A 12699-nucleotide genomic window follows, 5' to 3' on the forward strand; every position below is an offset into this window, starting at 1 on the left:
CTCCGCGGTGCTGGCGGGCCTCGCCCCCCGGAGCCTCACCCTCCTGCTGGCGGCCTTCTCGGCCTTCGCCATCGCGGAGGAGGTGCCGGGGACGGACCGCCCCGGCCATTACCGGACGCTTCTCAGCGAGCACCGGGTGTCGGGGCCCATCGTCGTCCTCCACTCGGCCCATGACCGGGCCCTCGGCTCGATCTACCCCGCCGTCACCGGCGCGGGCCAGCTCGATCGCGCCCCGAACCCGGGGCGCCTGGGGCACGTCCGCGAGGTGGTGGCGGCCAGCGCGCTCGGCTTCGCGGGCGCCCGCGGCGTGCTGGCGCCCCAGTTCGACCTGCTGGAGGTCCAGCGCACCGGGCTGCCCTGCCAGCCGGTGATCAACGTGAATGCCTCGAAGGTCGTCCGCGAGAGCCAGTGGCTCCTTGGCGCTCATAGGGACATCTACCACCCGGAGATCGCGATGCTGATCCTGATGGCGGCGGGCCAGATCAAGGGGAGCCCCGAGGGCCCGCGCCGCCCGCCGCTCAGCCCGTGGAGCGAGCCATGACCTGCCGGGTCGCCGCGGGCCCGCCCCCGCCGCAAACCGAGTGGCTGATCCTCGCCTACATGGCCGGCGACAACAACCTGGAGGGCGAGCTGCTCGGAGACCTCGCCGAGATGGAGCGCGTGGGGTCGCACCCGGGCCAGGTCGAGATTCTTGCCCAGGTGGACCGCTCGCCCGGGCAGGACGCGTCCAAGGGGAACTGGCACGGCGCCCGGCGCTACTACGTGCTGAAGGGTACCGACCCGCGCAAGCGCGCCTCACGGCTCATCGCCGACCTCGGCGAGACCAATACCGGCGGCCCGCGGGTGCTGGAGGACTTCATCGCCTTCGGGGCCAGGAACCTGCCTGCCCGGCGTACGGCGCTGATCCTCTCCAGCCACGGCTCGGGCATGTACACCCCGCCCGAGATGGGCTCGGCCCGGCGCGACCCATCGTCCCCGCATCGGCGTCGCCGCCGGCCCTTCTTCCACCCCACGCGCGAGCGACTCCGGGAGACGGCCCCCAGCACCCGCGGCATCGCCTACGACGACACCTCGGGCGACTGCCTCGACATGCTCGAGCTCAACCGCGTGCTGGCCCGCGCCCACCGCCTCCTCGGCCGGAAGGTGGATCTCGTGGGCATGGACGCCTGCCTGATGACCATGATCGAGGTCGCCTACCAGATCAAGGACCACGCCCGCGTGCTCGTCGGCTCCGAGGAGCTCGACCCCGGCGCCGGCTGGCCCTACGCGGCGATCCTGGGAGACCTCGCCGCGAAGCCGACCCTGGGCTCCGGGGAGCTGGGCGCCACCATCGTCCGCCGCTACATTGAGTCCTACGAGGGCACCGGCCTGGATGCTACCCAGTCGGCCATCGATCTCGACCAGCTCGACGACCTGGTGGAAGCGGTGGAGGCCCTCGTGCTGGCGCTACTCGCCGGGCTCCGCAGCGCTGGCATGCTCGCTGTGCTCCGCCTGGCCTGGCACCGCACGCTGCGCTTCTTCGATGATGCCTACGTAGATCTCCACCACTTCGCCACGGAGCTGGCGCGCGCCACCGATCGCCGGAGGATCCGTCACGCGTGCGAGGATGTGCGCCGGCGTATAGAGGGCAGAGCCGCGCGAAGCCCCCTCTTCGCCGAGGAGCATACCGGACCGCGGGTGGACCCCGCGCGCGGGCTCTCCATCCACTTCCCGGCATTCCGGAACCCGGCCTTCCACTACCGCGAGATCGACTTCGCCCGGCGCACCCGATGGGCCGACGTCATCGACGCCTACCTCGGGCGGGGAAGATGAGGTGGCCTCTGGGGCGTGCCAGAGACACCAGAGCGGTTGACGGCCCTCAGTTCTGCGGCCGCGGGTGGAGTGGGAACCCCTGGGTTGCCCGGCCCCGCGGACGACGAGGGAAACCGGCGGCCGGCCGGCGGAGGCATGGGAGGCCATCGGCTGATGCCGGCTGCGAAGAAAGCGAACAAAGCGAAGAAAGCGAGCGGGCACGGGCCGGACCCGGGGCTTCTTTCGCTTTGTTCGCTTCTTTCGCGGCCGCGGAGGGTGGGAGATTGAGCTACGTGGCGCTGGCCAAGGCCGCCTGCAAAGGCCCTCTCTGCGTTGTCGGTGCCGCGCGAGCCGGGCGGCGGGCCCCCCGGGCGTCCTCCGGTCGACCGCCGGCCCCAGGCGGGCGAGGGAGAGCGCCAGGCCTCCAGCTCTCGATCGCCCTCTGGCTGCCGCGGAAACGGCTCCGGCCGGGGCCCGCTCCCATTAACCGCGCGACGACCCCCTTGCACCCGTCGGGAGGAGGAAAGCCTCGAGATCAGCCGGGAATTGATTCCAGGTCAGGGGTTGCTCGAACACGTCCTCTATCCTGAAGTTGTTCTGCTTGCCGCGCACAACACCTCCCATCGCGGCTCGCTTGGCCGCCGTGGAGGTCAGGATCGTGAACCTGGGTTTCCCGGCGGGCTGGGTCAGATCGGCGAAGCACCATCGAAGAAGGGGGTCCCGGCTCTCGAGGAGATGAGAGGGAAGCAGAAGGAGATCGACTTGAGGTCCTTAGCCGTTCCGATCGCCGAAGCCGATACCCCCCGCCCGATGACCGGCGAAGGCCTTGAACTCGATAAGCCTCAGGGGGGTGCCAGGCGAGGGCGCCACCAGCACGCCGACGTCAAGGGCAAATGGCTCCAGGATGGCGTACCGGAGAGGGCCTGCGGCGCTCGCCTCGAGACGGAGCCGGATCCCGGAGACGGTTGCTGCCTGGAAGTCCGCCTCCGACGCGACGGCGGGGTCTACCGTCTGTGCCAACCGCTCATGCCCTCCTTGAGCCCGCCCAACGGTCGACGGCCTCCCGGAGACGGCTCACCTCCTTGTCGTTGCCTGGGGCGCCCCGATGTCGGTCGTCCCCTCCTCCGGGGAGCCCTCACCGCCGACGGCGAGCTCATCGAACTCCTCGGCCTCGAGCATCTGGCGACGCGGGGCCAGCATGCCGACGAGGTAGCGATCTCCCGCACCGAGTTCTGGTCGATCTCCTCCTCTGGCCCCCCGGCGGGTCCGAGGAGGTCGCGCACAACGATGTCCTCGAACTCCGCACGGATCTGGGAGGGGGACGGCGTCGGCAGCACGGGATCAGGCATCGCTCAGGCCTCCGGAGAGCAGGTCAAGGCAGATCCTGGTAGTCCGTCACTGGCGGTTCCGGCGTACGACGCGGTGGCTCGCACTCAGGAGGCGGCAAGTCGACGTCCGGTCCCTCCTCTGGTGGGATCGACAGGCCATAGGCGACCGCGAAGCGCCGGAAATGCTCGCTGGCCATCCCCGACATGTCGAGGTCGTCCGGTAGGGGGACCTCCTCGAGCGAGTAGCGCCTGACACCAGCGTTTCCGAGGCTACGCTCATCGTAGGTCGAGAGGATCGCAGACCGGAAGAATGACGAGCCGCTTCCACCGCCGCCGACGAAGAGCGGGATGGGCCCCGCAGGATTCGCATGGCGCCTCCGATGGTACGCCTGAGCCAGGTCGTCGAGCCCCTTGCGCCACTCCTTCCCATCCACGCGCTTGCTGCACATGATCACCTTCACGATCAGGTTCTGGATCTGCCGTTCGGCGTCATCGAGGAGCCCGGAGAGGTTGTCCCGACTGTGCGGCTCGGCGAGGATCCGCTCGACCTCGGCAACGGCCAACGAGGTGGCCGCCGCCACCACCCCGGCCACGGCTGCCACACCCAGGTGCTCGACCTCGCCGGAATAGAAGTTGACCTGGGAGGGCTTATCCGGAGGCCGGTGGAAGCGGAACGAGGCGCCGTCGAGTGTCCCTGCCCCGACGTCGAAGTACAGGTAGATGCCCTCCAGCGCCCTGGGCGACGTGATGAAGGAGCGGACCGCAGCGGCGATCTCGGCCTGAACGGAGACGTCGGTGGTCCATCGCACCCGCTCCAGGTCTCGGACGGCGGAGCACGCACCGGCCAGCGTCGTCGACTCGGGGACGCCCCGGCGCGCCCATGTGGCCGCAATGCCAAGAACCCGCCTGAATCTCCCCAGGGCCAAGGAATTCGCGTACTTCACCGGCACACCAATGCTGAACGACCACAGGGGAGCCCGCTCCTTCAAGAGATCCTGCCGCTCCGCCGTCACCCAGCGACACGAGCGGTCGATGACCCGGGCGAGGAAGAACGCAGCGAGCGCCTCGACCCGCTCGGGCGAGTCACAACCATCGACCAGCGCGGGCACCCACGCGCCGGTGCCCATCGGGATGTCGAGCCGCGCCAGCCGCATCTTCACGAAATCGAGGGTGACCGACCCCGGCAGCGGCGCGCGGCGTCGCCATTCGGCCTCGCTGAGACCGGCAAGCACCAGGTCGTCGCGCAACTCGATGTGGGATCCCAGCAGAGCGTCTTCCAGGCGGGGCGTCCCCCTCGCGAACGTCACCACCTCAGACTTGTCGCTCCCGAGGTCGCGGAAGCACACCTTCGTATACCGCGTGCCGAAGTCGATCCCCAGGTGGAGAGGCGCCGTCTGCGTTCGAAGGACCCGTACCGATCCCGCGCGAGCTGGCGTGACACTCACTGGGGGCGGAGACGGTTCCGAGGGCGCTGCGGCGCCTTCGGGCGACTGCGGCGCGCGCGGAGCCGGCGTGGATCTCCGGCCGATCCCGAAGAGCCCAAGCAGGCGCGCCCACCAGGATCCGCCCTCGTGCGACTCAGGAGACATCGATCACTCCGACCGCCAGGAACTGCATCGTCTCATCGACCGTCCGCTGCTCGGCGATTCGCCGGAGCTTGAGCTCCAGCTCGTCGTCGTGCATGCGGATGAGGCCCTCGGTCGGTGGAATCATGGACGCCTTGCCCTCGTGCCGGAATCGCTCGATCCGCTCTCGCAGCTCCGTCACCCGGCGTTCGTGAAACTGGCGAGCGCTCTCTTCATGGACGTTGCAGCGCTGCTCGTTCTCGGCCCTGAATTCCTCGAGGGCCTGGTCGCACGAGGTCAGGAGGGCCTCGACGCACCGTCGGGCGGTTGCGGTCACTCGCGCGATGTCGAGGCGGTTCGCGGCGTTGGGAAGCTCGTGTCCCTGGTGGGCAGCGGCGACCACCAGGCGCTCCGAGGCCTCATCGCCCACGAGACGGTTGTCGACGACCGACGCGACCTTGAAGGCGATGGTGCTTTCCCGGCGGAGGCCGACGAACTCGCGAAGCTGAGCGCAGTAGCCATACTGTCCGGGTGGCACGTCGGCGGCGCTGGCCGGAATACGGGAGGCGGTGACCGGGAAGAATGTCTCGGGCTCAGCCTCGTAATGGCTCGCGATCCACCGGATCGCCGGATGCGTCTGATCGAGGAGCTCGAGTCGGCGGCCCATGACGCCAGCCTGCTTGGGGTCGAAGAAGCACGTGATCGTCCCGGCGCGGTGTAGCTCCGTTGCCCGCGGGCCGTCGTAACGAGCCATGAAGGCCTGGAAGTCATTCCGTGCGGGGTCGGACAGCGTGAGGATGAAGGCTGCCTCACGTGTGTCGTGGGGACGGAGGACGGAGCCTGGGTAGCGCTGTACCAGGAAGTCCTCGACGAAACGCCGCAGCTCGGTCGGCTGGAGCCAGCGGCCCTGGCTGCGTGTCCGGGAGATCTGGGCGAGGATGTAGTCGGAGAACGCCATCAGGTTGATCGCCTCGTGCTCCAGGCGCTCGCGCTGCTGGCGATTCTGGGCGAGGGCCAGCGCGATCTGTTCCTCCCGCTGGCGGATCTCATCGTCCGTCAGGTCGCGCAGGAACGCGTCAACCATGAGCTGCTCGGTCGTCCGGCCGAGGATGTCCTCCAGGTCGCCCAGGCTCTCGCGGAAGATCCCGATCCGATGGTAGAGGCGCTCCAGGATGCGGTCCTCGACGGTGTCCTCCAGGACCAGGTTCACGATGAAGATCCTCTCGGCCGCCTGCCCGAGCCGGTCGATGCGGCCGATGCGCTGCTCGACCTTCATCGGGTTCCACGGCAGGTCGTAGTTCACGAGGAACCTGGCGAACTGAAGGTCGATGCCCTCGCTCCCCACCTCCGACGAGAGGAGGACGCTCGGGCCGTCGGGGGACCTGAACACGTCGAGGACATCCCACTTCTCGTCACCCATCCCCCCCTGGATCAGTCCCACGCGAATGCCGTCGTCGGCGAGGCGACGCCTCAGGTAGGCGAGGGTCCCGCGGAAGAAGGCGAAGATCACCACCTTCTCGCCGGGGTTGCGGGCCAGGAGCTCCCGGAGGTACGAGAAGAGCTGTGCGTACTTGCTGTCCATCCGCTCGAGCGCCAGGTAGTCGACACCGCCCGCGATGGCAGCCGCAGCGTCGTCTGGATTCTCTCCCCCGCGCACGGTGTCCGCCGTATCGTCGAGTTCGGCCGACACGCCGAGATCGTCCCAGAGCAGCTCTTCGAGGTCTCCGGTCTCCCTCCAGGCCTGCAGCGCCGCCACCATGCAGCTCGCCATCCGGCGCTGGCGGGCGATCTCGACGAACAGGGCCACCCCCCGCGCGCCATGGGCGCGCTGGCGGAGGTGGAGCGAGATGCGCTTGTAGAGATCTCGCTCCAAGTTGGTGAGCTGCACCTTGATCGTGATGGCTCGGCGCTCGACGCGGCGGATGATGACGTCGCGCTTTCTCGTGCGTGTCAGGTACTGCCCCAGGAGGGATGCCGACTCGAGCTTGTGCCCGAGACGCACCCTCGTGTCCTCGTCGAGCGCCGCCCGTGCCCCGAGCGCCGTCTGCACGTGGTGCAGCGCGACGTCCCTGGCGAAGTACGGCGATGCGAGAGCCCGGCCCAGCGCCTCCCCGGCGGCGGCGATATCGGGCGGCAGCGCCCACAGATGGCGCTGGGCGGCAACGAGGGGCTTGTTTGCCTCCAGGAGCGCCGTGAAGACATCGGCGAGGAAGAAGACCTGGGGGCTGATGAGACGCAGAAGCTGGTAGAGGTTGTCGTTGTTGAGCTGGATCGGGGTCGCCGTGAGGAGCACCAGGTGCCGGGCGGCGTCCCGCAGCAGGCGGGCGAGGCGGTTACTGGCCGTGCTCGGATTGCGCAGATAATGAGCCTCGTCGATGATGACGAGGTCGAGGAGCCCAGCGTCTTCCGCGGCGGGCGTCCGGTCGAGGAGCCGGGCGATCTGCGCGCGCACGGAGGGGTTAGACTCGTCCTCCCAGTTCGGGTCGGGCCGCAGGCCCTCGAGGCTGGTGATCGCCACGAATGCGGCCCGGCTCCCCCCGCTCCCGGCATCATCCAGGCGTTCCTTGAGGTCCCGCGCGTGGAGGACCTCGGCGCGGATGTTGAAGCGCTGGCGGAGGTCGCCGCGCCACTTCTCCTGGAGCATGGCCGGGCACACCACGAGCAGCCGCTGGGCCTGCTCCCGGGCTTCGAGTTCCTTCCAGATGTACATCGCCTCGATCGTCTTCCCCAGCCCGACCTCGTCGGCGATCAGCAGGCGCCCGTCGGTGGAGTCCAGGAACTTAAGGACGGGCTTGAACTGGTGGGGATAGAAGTCGGTGTTGCTGCTCTCCATGCTGTAGAGGACGTTGGTGAGCTGGCCCCGGACCTTCTGGAAGGTCAGGAGGCGCCGGAGATCCATCGGGGTGCCCAGCTCGCCGCGCTCGAGGCGCTCGAGGGGCGATAACGGCGTGGGACTCTCTCGTTCCAGCACGGCCGCGTGCTTGAAGACGATGTCGTGGGGCCCGAACCGCACCTCCACGCGCAGGCGCTCTCCCTCGCCGGTCACACGGCCCGTCGTCATGCCGAGCCTGCCGGGGTTGTCCCTGAGCCGGACGGCGACCCCCACCCACGCCTCGTCATGCCGCATGGTGATCTCCCGGATACAGCCCTGCTGTGACAGAGAGGGTCGCGGCTCGCCATCCCGCGAGTCCGACGTGGAGAGGCCCGCGGGGTCTTCCTGCCACGGGCGGCAGAGCGCGACCCACCAGGCCCATCTCTCGCCCCAGGTCAGGCTGACATCCGCAGTCAGCGGCGGCCCAAACCGCTGTCTTCCACACGGCGTCGTTCGGCATCACGCTCCACCGGGGGCCGACTCCCTCCAGGTCGCCGCCAGGTCAGCCGCCACGGCCCGCACGCGTGCGAGCACGTCCGGGGGGTGGGCGAGGTCGCGTGGGTGGATGGCCACGCGCCCCCATCGCGCCCCCCCGAGGCTACCGACCAGCACCGGGCTGTAGTTGGAGGGCCCTGCGAATTCAACCGCCCGCGCGAGCGCTCCCGAAAACGACGACGAGGCCCCCACGAAGAACACGGCCGCCCGCAGCACGTTCGGGCTGAATCCCTCTCGCGACAAGTCTTCACCGCGCCGCTCTTCCAGCGCGCGGCGGATCTCTGCCACCCGCCCGGCCGCCGCCCTGTGGAGGGCTTCCTCCCACAACACACCGCGAATCAACGCACGACATAGGACGACAGCGGCGGCGGCCGCATCTCCAGCGAGCGGGTGCCGATGGGTCAGGCATGCCTCGGCCTTTGCAGCGTCGCTCAGTTGCGAATCCTCGATGGCCGCCAGCATGGCAAGCGGTGCGCTGCGATGGGCCGGGTTACAGCCTGCCGTCAGTCCGCCCACCATCGTGTGGACCTGGAGGGATGCGTCCTCGATCAGCACCCCGGAGGACGCTAGCTCCAGTACCCGGGCGGCCGTCGTCCCCGTGTCGAAAGCGCCCTCGCGCCACCACGTGAGATAGCGCGCGCCGATATCCTGTGGATTGAAGGTCCCGAGGTCTCGGAGGCTCTCAGCGACTCGGAGAGCCATGCGGAGGGGTCCCCCGATCCGGTCTCCCGCGGCCAGACCGAGCAGCAGCCCTGCCACACGATCCTCGATCTCACCCACCGTTGATCGGGCTCCGTCACGTCCTGCACGCGAGGACGATACGATGAGGACAATTCGCGAACGGTGATAGCGATCGGGCCTCTCCGCGCCTGGCCTCGGCAACTATAGAGCATGTTGCCGGGACGGTGTCAACGGCCGCGCGAGCAGGGCCACCGGGAGTCGCCCATCGGGAGTCGGTGCCGCGACGAGAACGGAGGACGGGGTGCCTGCCCCCCGCCCGGACGGCCTCCAGGTGGAACAGCCGCACGTTGGCCGCGCGGTCCCGCTGGGTCCAGCAGCGGAGCAGCTCCGGCTCCTGTGGCATCGGTTCCTGGGGGTCCTGGGGCGGCCAGCGTCCGAGTCTGGGAGATTGTGTCACGGGGACGGGGACCCCGGACGGGGCGACCGCGGCCGGCCGGTGCCCGCCGGAGGGCGCTAGAGTTGGCTACGCTCCGCGTACTCGGCGAGCCGGCACAGCGCGTTGACGAGCTCCATCTCCTCGATCGACTGGCAGCGCGCCTCGAGGAGGCGGGGCGAGCAGACGAGGATGGCGAGGCACTGCGCGCGCGAGATCGCGACGTTCAGACGGTTGCGCGAGAACAGGAAGGCCAGGTTGCGGGGCACGTCCTCCCCGCTGGATGCGGCCATCGAGAAGAAGACGACAGGCGCCTCTTGCCCCTGGAACTTGTCCACCGTCCCCACGCGCACACCGGCCGGGAGGCCCGCCCGGAGGCGCCGCACCTGCGCGTTGTAGGGCGCCACGACCATGAAGTCCGCCGGGCGAAGCGGCCGCACCGTCCCGTCGGCGTCTGTGAACGAGCCGCCGACCATGCGGCCGATCTCGCCCGCGATCCGGGCGACCTCCTCGTCCGAGGCGGCGCGGTTTCCCTCATGATCGACCGGCAGAAAGCGGATGCCCGTGCCGAAGTCGGTCCCCCGTCGCGCGGCGGATTCGTCCGACCGGAGCCGGCCGGCGTAGACGATCTCCGAGATGAAGGCGCACACGTCGGGGTGCATCCGGAAGCTCCGCTCGAGGAAGAGACCTCGATCCTCGGGGATGGTCGGCCAGGTCCCCAGGAGGTGTTCAAGGACCGAGACCCCGCTCCCGTCCGGGTGGACCCCTTGCGACACTTGGGCGAGTTGCAGCGGGTCGCCCAGGAAGATCAGATTTCGTGCCGACGTGCCGAGGGCCAGCGTGTCGGCGAGGGAGACCTGCCCGGCCTCGTCGATCACGAGGTCGTCCAGTTGCCCATCGAGCTCCTGTCGGGCAAAGAGCCAGGCAGTGCCGGCAAGTAGCTGGATCCGAGCAGTCGCCCGGACCACCTTCGAGATGTCCGGCTCGCTCGTGATGAATGTTCCGTGGTAGTCCGACTCGGGGTTCCCGCCAGTCGATTTCTTGAGGCCCCGGAAGGAGACGCCTTCGGCGAGCGCGACCTGTTCGACTTCGTCCAGCAGGTTGTGGATCGCCTTGTGGCTCTGCGCGCTGATGCCCACGCGCCGCCGGTTGGCCAGCAGGTGCACGACGAGGCGCGCGCCGGTCCACGTCTTCCCCGTTCCAGGCGGTCCCTGCACGAAGAGGTGGCTGCCAGCGAGCCCGAAGGCGAGCCCCTTCATGGCGGCGAGATCCGTCGTCTGAAGGCGGTCGCCTGCTGGGAGGCCGAGAACGTTCGGGCGTTCCCGGCCGAGGATCGCTCGCAGCGCCTGGTACCCTCCGTCGCCGGCCAGGACGGACTTCGCGACGCGCATCACCGCGTCACGCTGCTGCCGGTCGTCGTAGGGCCCGCCGGGGATCAGGGCCCGGGGGAGCGCGGTGCCAGCGAGCTTCGGGCCGCGTGAGAGTCGAAGCGTTCCCGTCGCGTCGTCGATCTCGAGGATCTCGCCGGCGCCACGTCCGGTCGCCGGATCGTGGGCCGGGCCAGGCGCGAGCTTGTGGTCCTGGGGTGGGAACCTGAGGGTGTGGACCAGTGACCGACTCGACGCGCGGGGGGGCTGGCCCGGGTCGGGCTCGAGCCCACCGATCGACTCCGAATCATCCACCAGCTCGTCTGGCGTCATGCCCAACCGCTCGAAATACCACCACCAGGCCGGGCGCGCCTCCCGTCGGTGGTACTCCAGAAGCTCAGCCGCAAGCCAGCGGGCGGAACGCGGCTCGGCCCCGGCGAGGAGCTGCTCGCGAAGCCGACGGCGCCCCTCCAGGGCCTCGGCGACTTCTTCAGAGGGAGGGCGTGGCTCGGGCGGCGTCGGCCACGGCAGGCTGTCGGGTCGCACCCGATGGAGCCACTCGAGGAGGGCCCGCGTCGCCCGGCAGTCCTCCTCGTTGTAGGCCGCGATCCTGGCGAGGCTCATGCCATCCCCCGTCTCGCGCCACCGCTCGTACTCGAGGATCGCCTCCGTTCCCGACCGGACGGGCGCCGCCCGATGGAAGCCACCCAGCACTTCGAGCTCCTTGAGGGAGTAGCTCGACACGCCGGCCCGGAGTGCCTGGCGGAAGACGGTGTGGAGATCGACGAAGATCTGCCGCCGAAGCAGCTCGTCCACCTCCAGCTCGCGGGTTGCGTGCTCCCCCATGAGCCGCTTGATGGCGCTCGGCTCGTAGGAGCCGAAGTGGTAGACGTGCAGATCGGGGTGGGCCGCGAGCCGCGCGTGGACCAGATCCACGAAGGCCTCGAGCGCGCGCCGCTCGCCCGCCCGGTCGTGTGCCCACAGGGCCTCGTACCGCGGTTCCGCGCGGTCGATGGTCAGGACGCCGAACAGGAACTCGAGGCCTCGCGCGGGCTCGAAGAAGGGGTGGCCTTCGAAGTCGAAGAAGATGTCTCCGGGGGATCGCGGGGGCAGGGCCGCAAAGCCGCGCCCGCTCTCGCAGGGCCGCTCTCGCCACTCGATCGTGCCGGATCGTTGACTGCGGAGTTGGAGGGAGGCCTGTTCTCGCAGTCCCTCGAAGGTTGGGGGCGGGATCTTCGGGATCCGCGTTGCAGGGGGGGCCTCAGCGAGTGCCGTGAGGGAGCGGATCACGGCGCCGAGCAGCCGTCCGACCTGGTCGCGCCTGATGCCGGCCACCCGGACGAGGTGATCCTCGCGCTTCCAGCGCTCCTCGCAGACGGACTGGAACTCGCAGAGCGAGCAGTGCTTGCACGGATACGGTACCGTCGCCGGCCGGCGGGCCACCGCCGCTTCCAGCCGGCGCCGCGCCCGGCGGAAGTAGGCCGAGACGTTCGCGAGCCTGATCGCGACGCCTTCCGCGGTTCCAAGCACGACGTAGGCGAGCTCGGGCTCGATCCCCTGGAGCCCCGCGACCGCCTCGCTGTAGAAGCAGAGCTGTAGCGCGTGCTCGGGTCGAGGGTGCCGAGCCAGCTTCGTGTCGAGCACCCGGTAGCTCCACGCTCCCAGCGTCGAGGGGCGATCGATGCGCTCGAGGAAGTCCGCAACGCCGCGCCACCCGTGCGAGAACAGCACGGCCTGATAGATGTACGGCGCCACCTCCTGCATCGCCCGAAGTGTCGTCTCGGCGGCCGCCTCGAAGTTGCGCGCTTCGCCCAGACCGACTTCGACCACCTCCGAGCCGGCCGTGCGCAGCGCCTCGAGAAAGCGCCGCTCGTGCTCCTCACCCTTGCGCTGGATGAGCTCGCCGTACGGGTTGTCGAAGCGTGGCCGTCCGAGCTCCCCACGCGCGGCCGCCAGGTCCAGCTGGGTCAGGTGATCGCACGCGACGAAATGCGTCAGGTCGGTCGGGGAGAAGAGGATGTGACCGGCGCTAGCCTGCATCAGTCGACTATCTCGGCTCTCTCGTTCATGCCCGTCACCTCGCTTGGTGGGTTGCGGTGCTCGCCAAGTCATGGCTCCGGCCGCAGCCTGAGCGCTGGCGCCTGGCCTGCCGGTAGATGTCCATTAT

At 69.5% G+C, this 12699-nt stretch carries 7 protein-coding genes; 2 read left to right on the forward strand and 5 right to left on the reverse strand.

Annotated elements, in window-relative coordinates; translation table 11 throughout:
• Together HYV93_00485 and HYV93_00490 are read left to right on the forward strand one after the other, a co-directional pair.
• Positions 1–541, forward strand: a 541-nt coding sequence (locus tag HYV93_00485; protein ID MBI2524438.1) for a hypothetical protein, incomplete at its 5' end; no start/stop codon positions are given.
• Positions 538–1812, forward strand: a complete 1275-nt coding sequence (locus HYV93_00490; GenBank protein MBI2524439.1) for a hypothetical protein — start codon at positions 538–540, stop codon at positions 1810–1812. The genes HYV93_00485 and HYV93_00490, both read left to right, overlap by 4 nt.
• Positions 1813–2562: 750 nt before the next feature.
• On the opposite strand, the gene HYV93_00495 is transcribed toward HYV93_00490, so the two are convergent.
• The 5 genes from HYV93_00495 to HYV93_00515 form a co-directional block, all read right to left on the reverse strand.
• Positions 2563–2811, reverse strand: coding sequence for a hypothetical protein (locus tag HYV93_00495; GenBank protein ID MBI2524440.1), 249 nt, complete (start codon positions 2809–2811; stop codon positions 2563–2565).
• A 352-nt stretch (positions 2812–3163) separates the two neighbouring features.
• Positions 3164–4426, reverse strand: a complete 1263-nt coding sequence (locus tag HYV93_00500) for a hypothetical protein (GenBank protein ID MBI2524441.1) — start codon at positions 4424–4426, stop codon at positions 3164–3166.
• A gap of 271 nt (positions 4427–4697) precedes the next feature.
• Entirely contained in the window at positions 4698–7811 is a 3114-nt protein-coding gene (locus tag HYV93_00505) for a DEAD/DEAH box helicase (protein MBI2524442.1), read from the reverse strand.
• A 204-nt stretch (positions 7812–8015) separates the two neighbouring features.
• Positions 8016–8831, reverse strand: a complete 816-nt coding sequence (locus HYV93_00510; GenBank protein ID MBI2524443.1) for an ADP-ribosylglycohydrolase family protein — start codon at positions 8829–8831, stop codon at positions 8016–8018.
• Positions 8832–9245: 414 nt separating this feature from the next.
• A complete protein-coding gene (locus tag HYV93_00515) occupies positions 9246–12572 on the reverse strand; it encodes a TM0106 family RecB-like putative nuclease (protein MBI2524444.1) in 3327 nt (1108 codons plus the stop codon).
• Between the last annotated feature and the right edge of the window lie 127 nt (positions 12573–12699).

This window comes from Candidatus Rokuibacteriota bacterium (assembly GCA_016188005.1).
Classification (GTDB): domain Bacteria; phylum Methylomirabilota; class Methylomirabilia; order Rokubacteriales; family CSP1-6; genus UBA12499.